The sequence below is a fragment of the Streptomyces griseorubiginosus genome, assembly GCF_036345115.1.
Taxonomy (GTDB): domain Bacteria; phylum Actinomycetota; class Actinomycetes; order Streptomycetales; family Streptomycetaceae; genus Streptomyces; species Streptomyces griseorubiginosus_C.
Map to the genome: position 1 here is coordinate 7,728,855 of NZ_CP107766.1, position 21,726 is coordinate 7,750,580.

At 69.1% G+C, this 21,726-nt stretch carries 15 protein-coding genes; 9 read left to right on the forward strand and 6 right to left on the reverse strand.

Annotated elements, in window-relative coordinates; genetic code table 11:
* Positions 1–33: 33 nt before the first annotated feature.
* The 3 genes from glpK to OHN19_RS34970 all read right to left on the reverse strand — a co-directional run bounded on the left by glpK (position 34) and on the right by OHN19_RS34970 (position 3,533).
* Positions 34–1,572: a glycerol kinase GlpK gene (gene glpK, locus OHN19_RS34960; protein WP_330268029.1), complete on the reverse strand. Its 1,539-nt coding sequence runs from the start codon at positions 1,570–1,572 to the stop codon at positions 34–36.
* A gap of 49 nt (positions 1,573–1,621) precedes the next feature.
* On the reverse strand, positions 1,622–2,422 hold the full coding sequence (locus tag OHN19_RS34965; protein WP_330268030.1) for an MIP/aquaporin family protein: 801 nt from the start codon (positions 2,420–2,422) through the stop codon (positions 1,622–1,624).
* 346 nt (positions 2,423–2,768) lie between these two features.
* Positions 2,769–3,533: an IclR family transcriptional regulator gene (locus OHN19_RS34970; RefSeq protein WP_330268031.1), complete on the reverse strand. Its 765-nt coding sequence runs from the start codon at positions 3,531–3,533 to the stop codon at positions 2,769–2,771.
* Between the two features lie 305 nt (positions 3,534–3,838).
* Here OHN19_RS34970 and metH point away from each other — a divergent pair, with 305 nt between their 5' ends.
* From metH to OHN19_RS34990, 4 genes are all read left to right on the forward strand, one after another.
* Complete coding sequence (gene metH, locus OHN19_RS34975) at positions 3,839–7,360, forward strand: methionine synthase (protein WP_330268032.1); 3,522 nt, start codon at positions 3,839–3,841, stop codon at positions 7,358–7,360.
* Positions 7,361–7,500: 140 nt separating this feature from the next.
* Positions 7,501–8,199 carry an HAD family phosphatase gene (locus OHN19_RS34980; RefSeq protein WP_330268033.1) on the forward strand — a complete coding sequence of 233 codons (699 nt, stop codon included), beginning with the start codon at positions 7,501–7,503 and terminating at the stop codon, positions 8,197–8,199.
* Between the two features lie 434 nt (positions 8,200–8,633).
* Positions 8,634–10,238: an ABC transporter substrate-binding protein gene (locus tag OHN19_RS34985; protein ID WP_330268034.1), complete on the forward strand. Its 1,605-nt coding sequence runs from the start codon at positions 8,634–8,636 to the stop codon at positions 10,236–10,238.
* Between the two features lie 79 nt (positions 10,239–10,317).
* Positions 10,318–11,898: an ABC transporter substrate-binding protein gene (locus OHN19_RS34990; protein WP_330268035.1), complete on the forward strand. Its 1,581-nt coding sequence runs from the start codon at positions 10,318–10,320 to the stop codon at positions 11,896–11,898.
* Between the two features lie 92 nt (positions 11,899–11,990).
* Here OHN19_RS34990 and OHN19_RS34995 read toward each other — a convergent pair whose 3' ends face one another.
* Positions 11,991–12,662, reverse strand: coding sequence for a response regulator (locus OHN19_RS34995; protein ID WP_020141342.1), 672 nt, complete (start codon positions 12,660–12,662; stop codon positions 11,991–11,993).
* Positions 12,663–12,676: 14 nt separating this feature from the next.
* Positions 12,677–13,558 carry a RecB family exonuclease gene (locus OHN19_RS35000; RefSeq protein ID WP_330268036.1) on the reverse strand — a complete coding sequence of 294 codons (882 nt, stop codon included), beginning with the start codon at positions 13,556–13,558 and terminating at the stop codon, positions 12,677–12,679.
* Between the two features lie 628 nt (positions 13,559–14,186).
* Here OHN19_RS35000 and OHN19_RS35005 point away from each other — a divergent pair.
* From OHN19_RS35005 to OHN19_RS35015, 3 genes are all read left to right on the forward strand, one after another.
* Positions 14,187–15,782, forward strand: a complete 1,596-nt coding sequence (locus OHN19_RS35005; RefSeq protein ID WP_330268037.1) for a site-2 protease family protein — start codon at positions 14,187–14,189, stop codon at positions 15,780–15,782.
* 38 nt (positions 15,783–15,820) lie between these two features.
* Positions 15,821–16,723 carry a tRNA (adenine-N1)-methyltransferase gene (locus OHN19_RS35010; protein ID WP_123759663.1) on the forward strand — a complete coding sequence of 301 codons (903 nt, stop codon included), beginning with the start codon at positions 15,821–15,823 and terminating at the stop codon, positions 16,721–16,723.
* Positions 16,724–16,940: 217 nt separating this feature from the next.
* The gene (locus OHN19_RS35015; protein ID WP_330268038.1) at positions 16,941–17,519 is read left to right on the forward strand and encodes a hypothetical protein; all 579 of its coding nucleotides are present in this window, start codon (positions 16,941–16,943) and stop codon (positions 17,517–17,519) included.
* A gap of 57 nt (positions 17,520–17,576) precedes the next feature.
* Here OHN19_RS35015 and OHN19_RS35020 read toward each other — a convergent pair whose 3' ends face one another.
* A complete protein-coding gene (locus OHN19_RS35020; RefSeq protein ID WP_330268039.1) occupies positions 17,577–17,882 on the reverse strand; it encodes a ferredoxin in 306 nt (101 codons plus the stop codon).
* A 244-nt stretch (positions 17,883–18,126) separates the two neighbouring features.
* On the opposite strand from OHN19_RS35020, the gene arc reads away from it, so the two are divergent.
* Together arc and dop are read left to right on the forward strand one after the other, a co-directional pair.
* The gene (gene arc, locus OHN19_RS35025; RefSeq protein ID WP_330268040.1) at positions 18,127–19,893 is read left to right on the forward strand and encodes a proteasome ATPase; all 1,767 of its coding nucleotides are present in this window, start codon (positions 18,127–18,129) and stop codon (positions 19,891–19,893) included.
* A gap of 245 nt (positions 19,894–20,138) precedes the next feature.
* The gene (dop, locus tag OHN19_RS35030) at positions 20,139–21,650 is read left to right on the forward strand and encodes a depupylase/deamidase Dop (protein ID WP_381301227.1); all 1,512 of its coding nucleotides are present in this window, start codon (positions 20,139–20,141) and stop codon (positions 21,648–21,650) included.
* Positions 21,651–21,726 lie beyond the last annotated feature (76 nt).

Sequence of the window (21,726 nt, forward strand, 5' to 3'; positions counted from 1 at the left end):
TCCTCTTCAGAGCTGTAGAGGGGGGTGTTTCTCTCAGCTCTCGTCCTCGAGCCAGCCCATGGTCCGCTCGACGGCCTTGAGCCAGCTCTTGTACTCACGGTCGCGGGTGTCCGCGTCCATGCGGGGGGTCCACTCGGCGGCCCGGCGCCAGTTGGCGCGCAGGTCGTCGGTGCTGGTCCAGAAGCCGACGGCGAGACCGGCGGCGTAGGCGGCACCGAGGCAGGTCGTCTCGGCGACCATCGGGCGCACCACGGGGGCGTCCAGGAAGTCCGAGAGGGTCTGCATCAGCAGGTTGTTGGAGGTCATGCCGCCGTCGACCTTGAGGGCCGCGAGCTCCACGCCCGAGTCCTTGGTCATGGCGTCCGTGATCTCACGGGTCTGCCAGGCGGTGGCCTCCAGGACGGCACGCGCGAGGTGCGCCTTGGTGACGTAGCGGGTCAGACCGGCGATCACACCGCGGGCGTCGGAGCGCCAGTACGGGGCGAACAGACCGGAGAAGGCCGGCACGAAGTAGGCGCCGCCGTTGTCCTCGACGGAGAGCGCGAGCGTCTCGATCTCGGCGGCGGTGGAGATCAGACCCATCTGGTCGCGCATCCACTGCACCAGCGAACCGGTGACCGCGATCGAGCCCTCCAGGGCGTAGACCGGCTTCTCGTCGCCGATCCGGTAGCCGACCGTGGTCAGCAGGCCCGAGTAGGAGTTGATGATCTTCTCACCGGTGTTCATCAGCATGAAGGTGCCGGTGCCGTAGGTCGACTTGGCCTCGCCCTCGGCGAAACAGGTCTGGCCGAACAGGGCCGCCTGCTGGTCACCGAGCGCCGAGGCGACCGGGATGCCGCCGAGCAGGTCGCCCAGCTTGCCGCCGGTGACCTCGCCGTAGACCTCGGCGGAGGAGCGGATCTCCGGGAGCATCGACAGCGGCACGCCGATGGACTCGGCGATCTTCTCGTCCCACTCCAGGGTGTGGAGGTTCATCAGCATGGTGCGGGAGGCGTTGGTGACGTCGGTGTAGTGCTTGCCGCCGTCGACACCACCGGTCAGGTTCCAGATGACCCAGGTGTCCATGGTGCCGAAGAGGATGTCGCCGCGCTCGGCGCGCTCGCGCAGACCCTCGACGTTGTCGAGCAGCCAGCGGGCCTTCGGGCCGGCGAAGTAGGAGGCGAGGGGGAGGCCCGTCTCGCGGCGGAAGCGGTCCTGGCCGACGTTGCGGCCGAGCTCCTTGCACAGGGCGTCGGTGCGGGTGTCCTGCCAGACGATGGCGTTGTGGACGGGCTCACCGGTGTTCTTGTCCCACAGCAGCGTGGTCTCACGCTGGTTGGTGATGCCGATGGCCTTGATGTCGTCACGGGTGATGCCGGCCTTCTGGATGGCCCCGGCGACGACCTCCTGGACGTTGGTCCAGATCTCGTTGGCGTTGTGCTCGACCCAGCCCGGCTTCGGGAAGATCTGCTCGTGCTCCTTCTGGTCGACCGAGACGATACGGCCGTCCTTGTCGAAGACGATGCAGCGGCTGGAGGTGGTGCCCTGGTCGATGGCGGCGATGAAGGGGCCGGCGGTGTGGGCGTCGGTCACTGTGTGCTCCTGGGGTTCCGTGGGTTGGAGGGGACGTTCTACCGGTGCTTTAAGCAAAAGCGACGTTGTAGATGCCTGCGGCGATCGCACCGCCGATCAGCGGACCGACGATCGGAACCCAGGCGTAGCCCCAGTCGGAGCCACCCTTGTTGGGCAGGGGCAGGAGGGCGTGCACGATGCGCGGACCGAGGTCACGGGCCGGGTTGATCGCGTAACCGGTCGGGCCACCGAGGGACAGACCGATGGAGACGACGACCAGTGCGGTGATGAGGGCGCCGAGGGTGCCCAGGCCCTTGCCGTCGCCGTTGAGGCCCTGCGTGAGGACGGCGAGCACCAGCACGATGGTGCCGATGACCTCGGTGGCGACGTTCTGCCAGGCGACGCGGACCTCGGGGCCGGTGGAGAAGATGCCCAGGACCGGGCCCGCGCCCTTCTCCTGCGCCTCGACGGCCTTGGCCGTGGTGGCCTGGGCGCCCGGAGCGCCGACGATCTCCTTGTCGGTGAGGTGGGCGTGGAACTGGCCGTAGTAGGCGATCCAGACCAGCGCCGCACCGATCATGGCGCCGAGCAGCTGCCCGCCCCAGTAGATCGGGACGTCACTCCAGGAGATGCCGTCCTTCTTGAGCGCGAGCGCCAGGGTCACGGCCGGGTTGAGGTGGGCGCCCGAGAGCGGCGCCGAGGTGTAGACGGCCGTCAGAACGGCGAAACCCCACCCGAAGGTGATGGCGAGCCAGCCGGCGTTGCGCGCCTTGGAGGCCTTCAGCGTCACGGCGGCGCAGACGCCTCCGCCGAGCAGGATGAGTATGGCGGTACCGATGGTCTCGCCGATGAAGATGTCGGAGCTGGACACCCGCGACTCCTTTGTCCTTCGTCCAGGGGACCGAACCCCGGGTCCCTCCGGAGGTTCGAGCTGCCCTCGGGGGTGAGAGCGATGCCGGCCCTTGGCGTTGTCACACTCTAGCGCGTATTGCCGGTAGGTGTTCGACAATGCCGACCGATGGACGGGAGTCTTGCTCCGGGGTTACACGCACGTCAAGAGTTCTGTAGTCGAAAACACGATCGTTATTGATACCTGTGTGCCAACGATCTTGTTCTGGTGTTTTGTGCCGTTGTGTCAGGTTACGACTGAGGGCCGGTCCGTCGCCCTACGAACCGGCCCTTCCCCACGGTCCTCAGGACCGCTTCTCACGCAGGGCTCAGAACCGCCCCGCCCCCAGGTCCCGCGACACCGCGCGGGCGCAGTCCCGTACGGCCGCGATCAGCTCCGGGCGCAGCTCACCGTCCCGGCACAGCCGCTCCACCGCGCCGGTGATGCCGACCGCGCCGACCGGCATGCGCCGCCGGTCGTGGATGGGCGCGGCGATGGACGCCACGCCCTCCCAGGTCTCCTCGACGTCCGCCGCGTACCCACGCGCGCGCGTGATGTCGAGGATCTGCTCGAACTCCTCCAGCTCGCACACGGTCCGGTCGGTGAACGGCTTGCGGTCGCTCTCCAGCGCCTCGCTGTGCGCCACCGGGTCGTACGCCGACAGCACCTTGCCCAGCGCCGTGCAGTGCAGCGGCTGCATCGCCCCGATCTCCAGCACCTGCCGGCTGTCGTCGGGCCGGAAGACGTGGTGCACGATCAGCACGCCCTGCTGGTGCAGCACGCCCAGATGCACGCTCTCGCCGCTGGAGCGGGCCAGGTCGTCGGTCCACACCAGCGCACGCGCGCGCAGTTCGTGGACGTCGAGATAGGTGGTGCCCAGGCGCAGCAGCTCGGCGCCCAGCTGGTACCGCCCCGAGGCCTCGTCCTGCTCCACGAACCCCTCCGCCTGGAGGGTGCGCAGGATGCCGTGCGCGGTGCCCTTGGCCAGGTCCAGGGACGAGGCGATGTCCGACAGGCCGAGTCTCCGCTCGCCGCCCGCGAGGAGCCGCAGCATCGCGGCCGCCCGTTCGAGCGACTGGATGTTCCGTGCCATCGCCGTTCTGCCTCCGTCCCCTTCGACAGCCGACTGTTGACGGCGTCGCTGCCATTGTTACGGCTGTACTGCCGCCGTTCGGCAATGTCGAACACTACCGGTCGATGCCGACCTCCCGCTAATGGTCGGTCGGCATCTGTTGCGTCACTCGTATCCCGCCGGTGACCTGCCCGCCACCCCCGTCCGTCCCATGGACGTGCCGACCATCCTCGCCGGGACCCGGCTACCCTGGCGTGGTGCGCCCGGCGCGGGACGACTCGCGGGCGCCTGAAGCCGACAGCCGTCGCAACTGAGGGAGCCCCTTCATGGCCTCGTCGCCACTGACCCCTTCCGCCGACAGCCGGACCCGTGTGTCCGCGCTCCGCGAGGCGCTCGCCACGAGAGTGGTGGTCGCCGACGGAGCGATGGGCACCATGCTGCAGGCCCAGGACCCCACACTCGAGGACTTCGAGAACCTCGAGGGCTGCAACGAGATCCTGAACGTCACCCGGCCGGACATCGTCCGTTCCGTCCACGACGCCTACTTCGCGGTGGGCGTCGACTGCGTGGAGACCAACACCTTCGGCTCCAACCACACGGCCGCGTCCGAGTACGACATCGCCGACCGCGTGCACGAACTGTCCGAGGCGGGTGCCCGCATCGCCCGTGAGGCGGCCGACGAGCACACCGCCCGCGACGGCCGCCAGCGCTGGGTCCTCGGCTCCGTCGGCCCCGGCACCAAGCTGCCCACCCTCGGCCACATCGACTACGCCACGATCCGCGACGGCTACCAGGCCAACGTCGAGGGCCTCCTCGCCGGCGGCGCCGACGCCCTGATCGTCGAGACCACCCAGGACCTGCTCCAGACCAAGGCGTCCGTGCTGGGCGCCCGCCGCGCGCTGGAGGCCACCGGCGCCGACGTGCCGCTCGTGGTCTCGATGGCGTTCGAGACCACCGGCACCATGCTGCTCGGCTCCGAGATCGGCGCCGCGCTCACCGCGCTGGAACCGCTCGGCATCGACATGATCGGCCTGAACTGCTCGACCGGCCCGGCCGAGATGAGCGAGCACCTGCGCTACCTCGCCCGGCACTCCCGCATCCCGCTGCTGTGCATGCCGAACGCCGGTCTGCCCATCCTCACCAAGGACGGCGCGCACTTCCCGCTCGATCCCGAGGGCCTGGCCGACGCCCAGGAGAACTTCGTCCGCGACTACGGCCTGTCCCTGATCGGCGGCTGCTGCGGCACCACCCCCGAGCACCTGCGCCAGGTCGTCGAGCGGGTCCGCGACCTCACGCCGGCCGAGCGCCACCCGCAGCCCGAGCCCGGCGCCGCCTCCCTCTACCAGACGGTCCCGTTCCGCCAGGACACCTCCTACCTGGCCATCGGCGAGCGCACCAACGCCAACGGCTCGAAGAAGTTCCGCGAGGCCATGCTGGAGGCCCGCTGGGACGACTGTGTGGAGATGGCCCGCGAGCAGATCCGCGAGGGCGCCCACATGCTGGACCTCTGCGTGGACTACGTCGGCCGGGACGGCGTCGCCGACATGAAGGAGCTGGCCGGCCGCTTCGCCACCGCCTCCACCCTGCCGATCGTCCTGGACTCCACCGAAGTCCCCGTCATCGAGGCCGGGTTGGAGAAGCTCGGCGGCCGCGCGGTCATCAACTCCGTCAACTACGAGGACGGCGACGGCCCCGAGTCCCGCTTCGCCAAGGTCACCAAGCTCGCCCGGGAGCACGGCGCCGCGCTGATCGCCCTGACCATCGACGAGGAGGGCCAGGCCCGCACCCCGGAGACCAAGGTCGCCATCGCCGAACGGCTGATCGAGGACCTGACGACCAACTGGGGCATCCACGAGTCGGACATCCTCATCGACACCCTGACCTTCACCATCTGCACCGGTCAGGAGGAGTCCCGCAAGGACGGCATCGCCACCATCGAGGCGATCCGCGAACTCAAGCGCCGCCACCCCGACGTCCAGACCACGCTGGGCCTGTCGAACATCTCCTTCGGCCTCAACCCGGCCGCCCGCATCCTGCTCAACTCGGTCTTCCTCGACGAGTGCGTCAAGGCGGGCCTGGACTCGGCGATCGTCCACGCGTCGAAGATCCTCCCCATCGCCCGCTTCAGCGAGGAGGAGGTCCAGACGGCCCTCGACCTCATCTACGACCGCCGCAGCGAGGGCTACGACCCCCTCCAGAAGCTGATGGCCCTGTTCGAGGGCGCCACCGCCAAGTCGCTGAAGGCCGGCAAGGCCGAGGAGCTGGCCGCGCTCCCGCTGGAGGAGCGCCTCAAGCGCCGCATCATCGACGGCGAGAAGAACGGCCTGGAGGCCGACCTGGACGCGGCCCTCCAGGACCGCCCCGCCCTCGACATCGTCAACGACACCCTCCTGGACGGCATGAAGGTCGTCGGCGAGCTCTTCGGCTCCGGCCAGATGCAGCTGCCGTTCGTCCTCCAGTCCGCCGAGGTCATGAAGACCGCGGTCGCCTACCTCGAACCGCACATGGAGAAGGTCGAGGGCGACGAGGCCGGCAAGGGCACCATCGTGCTGGCCACCGTCCGCGGCGACGTGCACGACATCGGCAAGAACCTCGTCGACATCATCCTGTCGAACAACGGCTACAACGTGGTCAACCTCGGCATCAAGCAGCCGGTCTCCGCGATCCTGGACGCCGCCGCCGAGCACCGCGCCGACGTCATCGGCATGTCCGGCCTGCTGGTCAAGTCCACGGTGATCATGAAGGAGAACCTGGAGGAGCTCAACCAGCGCGGCCTGGCCGCCGACTTCCCGGTCATCCTCGGCGGAGCCGCCCTGACGAGGGCGTACGTCGAACAGGACCTGCACGAGATCTACGAGGGCGAAGTCCGCTACGCCCGCGACGCGTTCGAGGGCCTGCGCCTCATGGACGCCCTCATCGGCGTCAAGCGCGGTGTGCCCGGCGCCAAGCTGCCCGAGCTCAAGCAGCGCCGGGTCCGTGCCAGTGCCGTACAGGTGGAGGAGGAGCGGCCCGAAGAGGGGCATGTCCGCTCCGACGTGGCCACCGACAACCCGGTGCCCACCCCGCCGTTCTGGGACACGCGCGTCATCAAGGGCATCCAGCTCAAGGAGTACGCCTCCTGGCTCGACGAGGGCGCCCTCTTCAAGGGCCAGTGGGGACTCAAGCAGGCCCGCACCGGCGAGGGACCGACGTACGAGGAGCTCGTGGAGACCGACGGCCGGCCCCGGTTGCGCGGCCTGCTGGACCAGCTCCAGACCGAGAACCTGCTGGAAGCCGCCGTCGTCTACGGCTACTTCCCGTGCGTGTCCAAGGACGACGACCTGATCATCCTGGACGAGGAGGGCAACGAGCGCACCCGCTTCACCTTCCCGCGCCAGCGCCGCGGCCGCCGGCTCTGCCTCGCCGACTTCTTCCGCCCCGAGGAGTCGGGGGAGACCGACGTGGTCGGCCTCCAGGTCGTCACCGTCGGCTCGCGCATCGGGGAGCGGACCGCCAAGCTCTTCGAGGCCAACGCCTACCGCGACTACCTCGAACTGCACGGCCTGTCCGTCCAGTTGGCCGAGGCGCTCGCCGAGTACTGGCACGCCCGCGTGCGCTCGGAGCTCGGATTCTCCGGCGAGGACCCGAACGAGATCGAGGACATGTTCGCCCTGAAGTACCGGGGCGCCCGCTTCTCCCTCGGCTACGGCGCCTGCCCCAACCTGGAGGACCGGGCCAAGATCGCCGACCTGCTCCAGCCCGAGCGCATCGGCGTCCATCTCAGCGAGGAGTTCCAGCTCCACCCCGAGCAGTCCACCGACGCCATCGTCATCCACCACCCGGAGGCGAAGTACTTCAACGCCCGCTGAAGCCGCTCACCGAGTCGCCCGCCGGCTCCACGGAGCGCTCGCCGAGCACGCTGATCGGATAAGTCGTACACTGGTCGGTCCACCGCAGGCCGGTTCCCTTCGTGGGAACCGGCCTGCTCGTCCCCCAAGGAGGTACGTGGATGACCAGCACGGTCCCCGCACCATTGACCCGTACGGCAGACGGCTCCGCCCTCCAGGCCGTCCTCCTCGACATGGACGGCACCCTGGTGGACACCGAGGGCTTCTGGTGGGACGTCGAGGTCGAGGTCTTCGCGAGCCTCGGGCACACCCTCGACGACTCCTGGCGGCACGTCGTGGTCGGCGGCCCCATGACCCGCAGCGCCGGCTTCCTCATCGAGGCCACCGGCGCCGACATCACCCTCCCCGAGCTCACCGTCCTGCTCAACCAGGGCTTCGAGGACCGCATCGACCGCGCCCTGCCCCTGATGCCCGGTGCCATGCGGCTGCTCGGCGAACTCTCCGCGCACCGGATCCCCACGGCCCTGGTCTCCGCCTCGCACCGGCGCATCATCGACCGCGTCCTCACCTCCCTCGGCCCCCAGCACTTCGCCCTCACGGTCGCCGGGGACGAGGTGCCGCGCACCAAGCCGCACCCCGACCCCTATCTGTTCGCCGCCGCCGGGCTCAGCGCGGATCCGGCCAGATGCGCGGTCGTCGAGGACACCGCGACCGGAGTCGCCGCCGCCGAGGCCGCCGGCTGCCAGGTCGTGGCCGTGCCCTCCGTCGCCCCCATCCCGCCCGCCCCCGGACGGACCGTCGTCGGCTCCCTCGAAGAGATCGACCTGACTTTTCTGCGCGGCTTGATCAACCTTCGATGACGGAAATGCCTCCGGTGTTCACCCAGCGTGCAACGCGGATAGCGCGGTAATTCCCCAGATCCCCGTCGCAGGAATTCGAAGCGCGCCGGATGGCCGAATTCCGGTCGGCTGCCGCCCCGTTACGGGTGTGAGGTTCCCCACTCGACGGAGGCTCGACAGCCGGGCGCGGCTGTGCCGGACGCCCCGCTTCTGGGGTCCCGGCCGTGCCCATGTGTCCCGATTGATGGAATCCTGCACTAATCCTTCCCCCGTCGGGTTTTCGGTGCGTCCACACCCGGTTCCGCTGTGTGATGGCACTTCAACTCCGGTGCCCGCGAACCCTCCTTCAGGTGCGGACTAATCTCCTGCTGAGAACATCGCCCCACCCCCGTGATCCGCCGCACCACCCATGCATGCCGGGTACACGGACCCAAGAGCTCTGGAGAAACTCGAGCATGAACCGCAAGACTTTGGTGCTGCCGGCCGTCATCGGTCTGCTCGCGCCGGTACTCGCCGCCTGCGGCGGGACCGACAGCGGCAGTGGCTCGAGCGATGCGATCGTCGTCGGCACCACCGACCGGTTCACCGCCACCAAGGACGCTCCGGCGCCGCTCGACCCCGCGTACGCCTACGACGTCGGCACCTGGAACGTCCTGCGCCAGACCGTGCAGACCCTGATGATCCAGCCCAAGGGCGACGGCGACCCCGTCCCCGAGGCCGCCCAGTCCTGCGGCTTCAGCGACAGCGGCAACGAACGCTACGTCTGCACCCTGCGTGACGGCCTGAAGTTCGCGAACGGCGACGCCATCACCGCGGCCGACGTGAAGTACTCCATCGACCGCGCCCGCGCCCTCAAGGCCGACTCCGGCGTCTTCGCCCTGCTGTCCACCATCGACACCGTCGAGACCAAGGGCGACCGCGAGGTCATCTTCCACCTCAAGACCGCCGACGCCACCTTCCCGTACAAGCTGTCGACCCCGGTCGCCGGCATCGTCAACCCCGACGACTACGAGAAGGGCAAGCTCCGCGACGGCTTCGACGTCGACGGCTCCGGCCCCTACACCATGAAGGCCGACGTCAAGAACGACGAGCTCGTCGACGCCGTGTTCACCAAGAACCCCAATTACAAGGGGGCGTTGACGGTGAACAACGACAAGGTCGAACTGCGCTCCTTCAGCGACGCCGACGCCATGGGCAGCGCCCTCAGCAAGGGCGACATCGACCTGATGACCCGCACCATGTCGCCCACGCAGATCCAGAAGCTCTCGAACTCGTCCGGCGGCGACATCGACCTCGTCGAGATGGCCGGCCTGGAGATCCGCTACCTCGCCTTCAACACCAAGGCGCCCACGGTGAAGTCCAGGGCGGTACGCCAGGCGATGGCCCAGCTGATCAACCGCAGCGAACTCGTCTCCAAGGTCTACGGCACCCAGGCCGAGCCGCTCTTCTCGCTGGTCCCGGCCTCCATCACCGGCCACTCGAACGCGTTCTTCAACAAGTACGGCGACCCGAGCGTCACCAAGGCCAAGTCCCTGCTGAGCCAGGCCAACATCACCACCCCGGTGAAGCTGACCCTCCACTACACGACCGACCACTACGGGCCGGCCACCAAGGAGGAGTTCGAGGACCTGCAGAAGCAGCTCAACGACAGCGGGCTCTTCGACGTCAGCATCCAGGGCACCCCCTGGGACACCTTCCGCCCGGCCGAGCAGAAGGGCAAGTACGACGTCTACGGCATGGGCTGGTTCCCGGACTTCCCCGACGCCGACAACTACCTCGCGCCCTTCCTCGACAAGGACAACTTCCTCGGCTCGCCGTACGACAACAGCGAGATCCGCAACACCCTCATTCCGGACTCCCGCCGCGAAGCCGACCGCATCGCCGCCGCCGGAAGCCTGACCGAGATCCAGGACATCGTCGCCGACGACGTCCCCGTGCTGCCGCTGTGGCAGGGCAACCAGTACGTCGCCGCACGCGACGACGTCACGGGCACCGCCTACGTGCTCAACTCCTCGTCCACGCTGCAGCTGTGGGAACTCGGCAAGGGCGTGAGCGGCTGACCGGCCGACGCACCCTTCGCCCCGGGCCGCGGCGGACCGGCCCGGGATTCCAAAAGAATCGACGACAAGGCACTCGCACGTGAACAAGCGCATCCAGTGGCCTGTCCTGCCCCTCGTGGCAGGGCTGGCCTCCGGCCTGCTGACCGGCTGCGGCACGGACTCGGGTGACTCCGGTTCCGGAGGCTCCTCCGTGGTCATGGGGATGTCCGACGACGTCCTCGCCACCGACCCGGCCTCCGGCTACGACCCCGGCTCGTGGCTGTTGTTCAACAACGTCTTCCAGTCGCTGCTCAGCTTCCCCAAGGGCGGCACCGAACCGGAGCCGGACGCCGCCGAGAAGTGCGAGTTCACCGACACCCAGACCAAGGTGTACGAGTGCACCCTCAAGGACGGCCTCACGTTCAGCAACGGTGACGCGCTCACGTCGGAGGACGTCAAGTTCTCCTTCGACCGCACGCTGAAGATCAACGACGACGCCGGTCCGGCGATCATGTTCCCGATGCTCGACAAGGTCGAGACCCCGGACGCGAAGACCGTCGTCTTCAAGCTCAACACCCCGGACGCCACCTTCCCCAGCAAGATCGCCTCCGGCGCCGGCTCGATCGTCGACCACGCCGAGTACGACGCCGACGGCCTCCGCAAGGACGGCAAGGCGGTCGGCTCCGGCCCGTACAAGCTCGACTCGTTCGACGACGACCAGGCCGTCTTCTCCGTCAACGAGAACTACAAGGGCACCGCCGAGACCCACAACTCCGGGGTCACGCTGAAGTTCTTCCACGGCGACCAGAGCGCCCTGAAGACCGCCCTGACCGACAACAAGATCGACCTCGCCTACCGCGGTCTCACTGCCGGCGACATCACCGACATCGAGAACGCCTCGCCCGACTCCGGAGTCGAGGTCGTCGAGGGCACCAGCGCCGAGGTCCAGCACCTCGTCTTCAACATGAACGACCCGGTCACGGGCCGGATCGGTGTCCGCAAGGCGATCGCCTACCTGCTCGACCGCGAGGCGCTCATCCACGACGTCTACCAGGGCACCGCCACCGCGCTCTACTCGATCATCCCGGCCGGTATCGCGGGCCACAACACGGCCTTCTTCGACACCTACGGCGCCCAGCCCTCCCGCGCCAAGGCCGCCACGGCGCTCGCCGACGACAACATCACCGGCAAGGTCAAGCTGACCCTGTGGTCGACCCCGTCGCGCTACGGCCCGGCCACCGACCAGGAACTCAAGACGATCGCGAAGCAGCTCAACGCCAGCGGGCTGTTCGACGCCGACGTGAAGTCCGTGGCCTTCGACCAGTACGAGAAGGACATCGCCGCCGGCAAGTACGGCGTCTACGTCAAGGGCTGGGTGCCCGACTACCCGGACGCCGACAACTTCACGGCCCCCTTCTTCGGCAAGGGCAACGTGCTGGACAACAACTACAGCAACAGCAAGATCACCGGCTCGCTGATTCCCGAGACCGCCGCCCAGCCGGACCGCTCCGCCACGGACGACCACTTCGGCACCCTCCAGGACATCGTCGCCAAGGACGTCCCCGTCCTGCCGGTCTGGCAGGCCAAGCAGTACGCCGTCGTCCGCGACGACGTCTACGGCCTGGAGTACTGCCTCGACGCCTCGACCGTCTTCCGCTTCTGGGAGCTCAGCAAGGGCTGAACCGGTCCTGTGGACACGAAGAGGGCGCCCCCGGTCAGGGAGGGGGCGCCCTCTTCGCCGTACCGTGCCGTGGTCGGCGTACGGCTGCCGCGCTACTGCGCGCCGGGGCGGACCAGTCCGCTCTCGTACGCGTACACCGCGGCCTGCACCCGGTCCCGCAGCCCCAGCTTCGTCAGCACGTGCCCCACATGCGTCTTCACGGTGGTCTCGCTGACGAACAGGTCCGCGGCGATCTCCGCGTTGGACAGCCCGCGCGCCACCAGCTTCAGCACCTCGACCTCACGGTCGGTGAGCGTGTGCAGGGTGTCCGGCACCGGCTCGTCACCGGACGGCAGATGCGTGGCGTACTTGTCGAGCAGCCGGCGCGTGATGCTCGGCGCCAGCATCGCCTCACCCGCGGCCACCACCCGGATCGCCTGCACGAGCTCGTTGGCCGGCGCGTCCTTCAGCAGGAACCCGCTGGCGCCCGCCCGCAAGGCCTCCACCACGTACTCGTCGAGGTCGAACGTGGTCAGCACCAGCACCTTCGCCGGACCGTCCCGTCCGGGCCCGGTGATCTGCCGGGTCGCCTCCACACCGTCCATCCGCGGCATACGGATGTCCATCAGGACCACGTCGGGCTGGAGCGCCCGCACCTGGTCGAGAGCCTGAAGACCGTCTCCGGCCTCGCCCACGACCGCGATGTCCTGCTCGGCCTCCAGGATCATCCGGAAGCCGGTTCGCAGCAGCGGCTGGTCGTCGACCAGTAGGACGCGGATGGCCACGTAAATCTCCTTCGCTAGCCCGGCCCCATTCTGCCCTGCTCGCCGGTCGCGGACTTCACCGGCAGTGGGTAGGGCGGGGGAGTGCCACCGAACTCCGGGCAGTGCTCCTGGTGGTCGCACCAGCCGCACAGCTTGGTCGGGCGGGGCCGCCAGTCGCCCGTCTCCGTGGCCAGCCGGATCGCCTCCCACAGCGCCAGCAGCTTGCGCTCCACCCGCTCCAGGTCGGCGAGGACGGGGTCGTACGTCAGGACGTCACCGCTGCCGAGATAGACCAGCTGGAGCCGGCGCGGGATCACGTTCTTCAGCCGCCACACCACCAGGGCGTAGAACTTCATCTGGAACAGCGCGCCCTCGGCGTACTCCGGCCGGGGCGCCTTGCCCGTCTTGTAGTCGACGATCCGCACCTCACCGGTCGGCGCCACGTCGACCCGGTCGATGATGCCGCGCAGCGTCAGCCCCGACTCCAGCCGCGTCTCGACGAACAGCTCGCGCTCGGCGGGTTCCAGACGCGTCGGGTCCTCCAGCGTGAACCACCGCTCCACGAGCCGCTCCGCCTCACCCAGCCAGCGCGCCAGCCGCTCGCCGTCCGGATCGTCGGCGAACAGCTCGACCACTTCCGGGCGGCTCTCCCTCAGCCGGTCCCACTGCCCCGGGATCAGCGACTTTGCCGCGGGCGCGGTCCGCTCACCGGCCGGCACGTCGAAGAGCCGCTCCAGCACGGAGTGCACGAGGGTCCCCCGCGTCGCCGCCTCACTCGGCTTCTCCGGAAGCCGATCGATCACCCGGAACCGATACAGCAGGGGACACTGCATGAAGTCCCCGGCCCGCGAGGGCGAGAGCGAGGCGGGCGCGACGGCTCCGCCACCGGAACCCCGGCCCGCCGGAGCGAGGCTCACGTCTACGACGACTGCGCCCCCCGTTTGCCCACCTTGGGCTGCGACGCGCGCGGGGCCGGGCGGAGGTGGTTCCTCGACCGTGCCGGGGGCGACCGCGAACTGCTCCCCGGCTGTCTCGGGGGTGGCTGCGGCAGGTACTCCCACCGCTCTGGGTGCCGCAGCGAAGGGCGCCTCGACGACTCTCGGGGCAGCGGTGTCCTGTTCCGCGGCGGGCCCGGTCGGGAGGGGGGCTTCGACGGCCTCGGGAGCTGCCGTGCCCGGTTCCGCCGCGCTCGCGTCGGCCGAGTCAGGTCCCCCTGTCGCGTCGGGGCGGGGCGTGGCGGTTTCCTCGGTCGTCCCCCGGGTGGCCGTGGGGGTATCGGGCTGTGGCGTTGCCTGCGCGGCCCCCGGGCCCGCGGGCTCGACCGGGGCTTCGGTTGCCGTTTCGGCCGGGCCCTCCGTGCTCGTCTCCATGACCACAGACCATACGGCCCGCCACTGACAGTGACCCAGCCGCGACCGTGACGGCTGCGACGCCTGAGGAAACACAGGGGGTGCCGGGGCGGAACGCGTCGCGACCGCCGCATACCATCGACCCGAGACCCTTCCGCACTGCAGACGCGGAAGACGCTTCGAACGAGGGGACATCGTGGACGAGAGCGGCGGGAGCGGGCAGCCGCGATCCGGCACGGACGGGTCGGCCAAGCCCCACGCAGGGCCCCCGGGCCCGACCACCGACCCCACGCCCCCCGATCCCCACGACAACGGGACCCGGCCGACCGCCGACCCGACCGTCGAAGCCACCGACGCCGACGCCGCACCACAGTCGGCCACGGACACCCCGGCGTCCGAGAACGCCGACAGCTCCGACACTTCCGCCCCCGTCGACGCGAGCGATGCAACCGAGGCAGGGGCTACCGAACACCCGGCCGAAGCCCCCGCCCCGGACACCTCCGAACACACCGACGCGACTCGGCAACCCGGCCCCGGCCATCCCCACACCGACGCCGGACAACTCCAGCCCCCGGCCGACCACCACCGCACCCTCGCCCACTCCGGCCCCGCCCCCAAGAACCCCCCACCCCAGTCCCCCCAGCCCCGCGGCGGCCTCCTCATGGGCCGCCCCTTCGGCGTGCCCGTCTACGTCGCCCCCAGCTGGTTCCTGGTCGCCGCGCTCATCACCTGGGTGTTCGGCGGCCAGCTGGAACGCGTGCTGCCGGAACTCGGCGCCGCCCGCTACCTGGTCTCCCTCTTCTTCGCGGTCGCCTTCTACGCCTCGGTCCTGGTCCACGAACTCGCCCACACCGTCGCCGCCCTCCGCTTCAAACTCCCCGTCCGCCGCATCCAGCTCCAGTTCTTCGGCGGCGTATCCGAGATCGAGAAGGAAGCCGAGACCCCCGGCCGCGAGTTCGTGCTGGCGTTCGTCGGCCCTCTGCTCTCCCTGGTCCTCGCCGGCGTCTTCTACCTCGCCATGCAGCCCGTCGAACCCGGCACGGTCCCCGGCGTCCTGCTCGCCGGCCTGATGGTCTCCAACCTCATCGTGGCCGCCTTCAACCTCCTGCCCGGCCTCCCCCTCGACGGCGGCCGCATGCTCCGCGCCGTCGTCTGGAAGATCACCGGCAAGCCCATGAGCGGCACCATCGCCGCCGCCTGGGTCGGCCGCGCCCTCGCCGTCTGCGTCCTCATCGGCCTCCCGCTGCTCACCCAGTCCGGCGCCCTCGGCTCCTCCGCCGAGGACAACGTCGGCATGGACACCGTGATGGACGCCCTGCTCGCCGCGATCCTCGCCGCGATCATCTGGACCGGCGCCGGCAACAGCCTGCGCATGGCCCGCCTGCGCGAACACCTCCCCGAACTGCGCGCCCGCACCCTCACCCGCCGCGCGGTCCCCGTCGAGACCGACACCCCCCTCTCCGAGGCCCTGCGCCGAGCCAACGACGCCGGCGCCCGCGCCCTGGTCGTCGTCGACGCCGAGGGCACCCCGCTCTCCCTCGTCCGCGAGGCAGCGATCGTCGGCGTACCGGAACACCGCCGCCCCTGGGTCGCCGTCAGCGGCCTCGCCCAGGACCTCACCGACGGCATGCGCGTCTCCGCGGAACTCGCGGGGGAGGACCTCCTGGACGCCCTGCGCGCCACCCCGGCGACCGAGTACCTCGTCGTCGAGGAGACCGGCGAGATCTACGGCGTCCTGTCCGCCGCCGACGTCGAGCGGGCCTTCGTGAAGGCCATGGCCAGACCGTCCTAGTGGTCGGCGGCCCCTCCCGGGACCGGTAGGCTGTTCACATGTCCGAACCGACCGGTGCCGCCCGCAGGCGCGGGCCCTTCAAGGTCGGGGACCAGGTTCAGCTGACCGACCCCAAGGGCCGCCACTACACGTTCACGCTCGAAGAGGGAAAGAACTTCCACACCCACAAGGGTTCCTTCCCGCACGACGAGCTGATCGGCGCACCCGAGGGCAGCGTTGTCCGCACCACCGGTAACGTCGCCTACCTCGCGCTGCGCCCCCTGCTCCCCGACTACGTCCTGTCCATGCCCCGCGGCGCCGCCGTGGTCTACCCCAAGGACGCGGGGCAGATCCTCGCCTTCGCCGACATCTTCCCCGGCGCCCGCGTCGTGGAGGCGGGCGTCGGCTCCGGCTCGCTCAGCAGCTTCCTGCTGCGCGCCATCGGCGACCAGGGCATGCTGCACAGCTACGAGCGGCGCGAGGACTTCGCCGAGATCGCCCAGCAGAACGTCGAGCGCTACTTCGGCGGCCCGCACCCCGCCTGGCAGCTCACCGTCGGCGACCTCCAGGACAACCTGTCCGACACCGACGTCGACCGCGTCATCCTCGACATGCTCGCCCCCTGGGAGTGCCTGGAGGCCGTCTCCAAGGCCCTCGTCCCCGGCGGCATCCTCTGCTGCTACGTCGCCACCACCACCCAGCTCGCCCGGACCGTCGAGTCCATCCGCGAAATCGGCTCCTTCAACGAGCCGACCGCCTGGGAGACGATGATCCGCAACTGGCACATCGAAGGCCTCGCCGTCCGCCCGGACCACCGGATGATCGGCCACACCGGCTTCCTGCTCACCGCCCGCCGCCTCGCCGACGGCGTCGAGCCCCCCATGCGCCGCCGCCGCCCCGCCAAGGGCGCCTACGGCGAGGACTACGCCGGCCCCAACGCCGACGGAGGCACCGGCCGCTAGGGCGGCCCCGTGCCGAACTCAACGTAAGGGCGCCGGGGTGGAGTTCCCGCAGACCAGGGGAACTCCACCCCGGCGCCTTCGTGTTGACGCGGTGGCAGGACCCCCGCGGGGCGCAACCAGGACAAGTACCCACCCCGCCGTTCCCCCGACCTGTGACGTGTGGCACCATGCTGGCCACCCCCCCCCACCGGCACAGCCCTCACAGGAGACGCTCCTAGTGCAGCAATCCGCCGTCCCGGAACTGGCACACACGCACACCCGCCCGATCCACTGGGTCGCCACCGCCACCGCCGTGGCGGCAGTCGTGGCCTTCTCCTCGGTCCTCCAGCCCAACCCCGCGACGGCGGCACAGGCGGCCGGCCCCGAAGCCAGAACCGCCCCGGTGGTCACCACCGCACCCGATCCCGCGGACGTCCGCTTCCCGATCGACTGCGGCCCGGTCAGAGCGAAGGTGCAGAAACGGGTCTCCGGAGACCTCGACGGCGACGGACGGCCGGAAACCGTCGTAGTGGTGCACTGCGACGCCCCCATGGGCACCCCGCCCGACGCCGTCTACGTCATCACGCGCGCGAAGGACTCCGGCGAACCCCGGGTCGTCGCCACCCTGCTGAGCCCGAAGAGCCGCAACACCGTCACCGACTTCACGGTCGGCGACGGAGCCGTGGAGGCGACCCTGCTCGGCTACTCCACGTCCGACGTACCCAGTTGCTGCCCGGACGTGACGGACAAGGTGAAGTGGCAGTGGAAGGACGGCGCGTTCGTCCGCTCGACCCCGGCGGGCACGCACACCGTCTGACCGAAGCGATCACATCTGTGAGAAATCAGACAAGAGTCACACGGGGTGCCGTCGCCGTCACTCCGCGTCCGGACCGTAGACCTCGACGCTGTCCGAAACTCGCCGTACATGAATGCACTCACCCGGACACTCCTTCGCGGAGTCGACCACATCGGTGAGAAGCGGCAGCGGAACGGGCGTTGTGGCGCCCCTGTCCTGCAGAAGCTCGTCGTCCGCGCCCTTCACATAGGCCAGACCGTCGATGTCCAGCTCGAACACCTCGGGCGCGTACTGGACGCAGATGCCGTCCCCCGTACACAGGTCCTGATCGATCCAGACCTCCAGGGTCTCGCCGCCGGCCCCGGCCTCCTGCTGCACGCTCATCTCTCCTGCCGTTTACAAGTCGAGCCGGACGGGAATCCGGCCAGCTCTGACGGGTGTTGAACAGTTCGACCCTACCTCCGGCAGCTTTCCAATCTTGTTCGGTGGGTATTCCCCTGGCGTGAGGGAGAGCGCAAGGGTGAAGATCGGACACACCTCGACAGTCTTTGTGATCTAGGGGTTTCAATCGACACCCACCCAGGTAGGGTCTGGAAGCGTCCAGCTCCCCTTGGAGGAGGTGAGGACCGTGGCAGCCCACGACGACGACATGAACCGCGGCATCCGCCCGGGACGAGGGTCCGACGACCCGGCCGGGCAGATTGCCTACCTTGAGCAGGAAATCGCCGTCCTGCGGCGCAAGCTCGCCGACTCTCCGCGGCACACGAGGATTCTCGAAGAGCGGATCGTCGAGCTGCAGACCAACCTGGCCGGCGTATCCGCACAGAACGAGCGACTCGCCAACACGCTCCGTGAGGCCCGCGACCAGATCGTGGCCCTCAAGGAAGAGGTCGACCGGCTCGCACAGCCCCCGGCCGGATTCGGCGTCTTCCTCGAAGCGAACGAGGACGGCACCGCCGACATCTTCACCGGCGGCCGCAAACTGCGGGTGAACGTCAGCCCCAGCGTCGAACTCGAAGAGCTCCGGCGCGGCCAGGAAGTGATGCTCAACGAAGCCCTCAACGTGGTCGAGGCCATGGAGTTCGAGAGCGTCGGCGACATCGTCACCCTCAAGGAGGTCCTCGAGGACGGCGAGCGCGCCCTCGTGCAGGGGCACACCGACGAGGAACGGGTGGTACGGCTCGCCGAGCCGCTGCTGGACATCACCATCCGCCCCGGCGACGCCCTGCTGCTCGAACCCCGATCCGGCTACGTCTACGAGGTCGTCCCCAAGAGCGAGGTCGAGGAACTCGTCCTCGAAGAGGTCCCCGACATCGGCTACGAGCAGATCGGCGGACTCGGCGGCCAGATCGAGGCCATCCGGGACGCGGTCGAGCTCCCGTACCTCTACCCGGACCTGTTCAAGGAGCACGAACTGCGCCCGCCCAAGGGCGTCCTGCTCTACGGGCCCCCCGGATGCGGAAAGACGCTCATCGCCAAGGCCGTCGCCAACTCGCTGGCCAAGAAGGTCGCCGAGGTCACCGGCCAGGCCACCGGCAAGAGCTTCTTCCTCAACATCAAGGGCCCCGAGCTCCTCAACAAGTACGTCGGCGAGACCGAGCGGCAGATCCGCCTGGTCTTCCAGCGTGCTCGCGAGAAGGCCAGCGAGGGCACCCCCGTCATCGTCTTCTTCGACGAGATGGAGTCCCTCTTCCGCACCCGCGGCTCCGGCGTCAGCTCGGACGTGGAGAACACCATCGTCCCGCAGCTCCTCGCCGAGATCGACGGCGTCGAAGGCCTGCAGAACGTGGTCGTGATCGGTGCCTCCAACCGCGAGGACATGATCGACCCCGCCATCCTGCGCCCCGGCCGCCTCGACGTGAAGATCAAGATCGAGCGTCCCGACGCCGAGGCCGCCAAGGACATCTTCGGCAAGTACCTCACCGAGCGCCTCCCCCTGCACTCCGACGACCTCGGCGAGCACGGCGGCAGCAAGGCCACCACCGTCCAGAGCATGATCCAGACGGCCGTGGAACACATGTACGCCGAATCCGAGGAAAACCGCTTCCTGGAAGTCACCTACGCCAACGGAGACAAGGAAGTCCTCTACTTCAAGGACTTCAACTCCGGCGCCATGATCGAGAACATCGTCGGCCGCGCCAAGAAAATGGCGATCAAGGACTTCCTCGACCACAACCAGAAGGGCCTCCGCGTCTCCCACCTCCTCCAGGCCTGCGTGGACGAGTTCAAGGAGAACGAGGACCTGCCGAACACCACCAACCCGGACGACTGGGCCCGCATCTCCGGAAAGAAGGGCGAACGGATCGTCTACATCCGTACCCTCATCACCGGAAAGCAGGGCGCCGACACCGGACGCTCCATCGACACGGTGGCGAACACCGGTCAGTACCTGTAAAGACAGGGCGGCTGCGGGTGCCCACAAGGGGGTACCCGCAGCCGACTGTTTTTCAGGCAACTAACCGGACCAAAGGCGAGCAAGGCAATGACGCAAATGATCTCCCCACCAGCGCAAAGCCGTTCTAGGCTCTTCGGTACCGCCGAGTCGCGCAGTGCGGGGACGGGCACCGCACACGCACCGGAGCGCCAGCGGTACTTGAGCGCCGCCCCCGACCGAGGGCGTCGCCGGGCAAGGAGGGCCGCATGACCGTACGGCGAGTAATGGGCATCGAGACGGAGTACGGGATCTCCGTCCCCGGCCACCCCAACGCCAATGCCATGCTCACCTCATCCCAGATCGTCAACGCCTACGCGGCGGCGATGCACCGGGCCCGCCGGGCCCGCTGGGACTTCGAGGAGGAAAACCCGCTGCGGGACGCGCGGGGCTTCGACCTCGCCCGCGAGGCCGCAGACTCCAGCCAGCTCACCGACGAGGACATCGGCCTCGCCAACGTCATCCTCACCAACGGCGCACGACTCTACGTCGACCACGCACACCCCGAATACAGCGCCCCCGAGGTCACCAACCCCCGCGACGCCGTCCTCTGGGACAAGGCCGGCGAACGCATCATGGCCGAGGCCGCCGAGCGCGCCGCGGCGCTCCCCGGCGCCCAGCCCATCCACCTCTACAAGAACAACACCGACAACAAGGGCGCCTCCTACGGCACGCACGAGAACTACCTGATGAAGCGGGAGACCCCCTTCTCGGACATCGTGCGCCACCTCACGCCCTTCTTCGTCTCCCGCCAGGTCTTCGCCGGCGCCGGCCGCGTCGGCATCGGCCAGGACGGCCACGAACACGGCTTCCAGCTCAGCCAGCGCGCCGACTACTTCGAGGTCGAGGTCGGCCTCGAGACCACCCTCAAGCGCCCGATCATCAACACCCGCGACGAGCCCCACGCCGACGCCGAGAAGTACCGCCGCCTCCACGTGATCATCGGCGACGCGAACCTCTCCGAGATCTCCACCTACCTCAAGCTCGGCACCACGGCCCTGGTCCTGTCGATGATCGAGGACGGCTTCATCGCCGTCGACCTGGCCGTCGACCAGCCGGTGCGCACCCTGCACCAGGTCTCCCACGACCCGACACTCCAGCGCCTGGTCACTCTCCGCAGCGGCCGCACGCTCACCGCCGTCCAGCTCCAGATGGAGTACTACGAGCTGGCCCGCAAGTACGTCGAGGAGCGGTTCGGCGCGGACGCCGACGACCAGACCAAGGACGTCCTCACCCGCTGGGAGGACACCCTCAACCGGCTCGAGAACGACCCCATGAGCCTCGCCGGCGAACTCGACTGGGTCGCCAAGCGGGAACTCATGGAGGGCTACCGGCGCCGTGACGGTCTCGACTGGGACGCCGCCAAGCTGCACCTCCTCGACCTCCAGTACGCCGACGTACGGGCCGACAAGGGCCTCTACAACCGTCTCGCGGCCCGCGGCCGCATCAAGCGCCTGCTGGACGAGAACGAGGTCGAGCGGGCCCGCACGAAGCCCCCGGAGGACACCCGCGCGTACTTCCGCGGCCGCTGCCTGGAGCAGTACGCCGACGACGTCGCCGCGGCTTCCTGGGACTCGGTGATCTTCGACCTCCCGGGCCGGGACTCGCTCCAGCGCGTCCCAACCCTCGAACCGCTTCGCGGAACGCGAAATCACGTCAAGGAGCTGCTGGACCGCTGCCGCACGGCAGAAGACCTGGTCAGGGTGCTGTCCGGCGGCTGAGCGGGTCCTTTGGCCGGGCGCTCCCACAGGGTGGAAAACCCGGCCAGAGGGAATCATCGAGATGGCCCCCGTACGT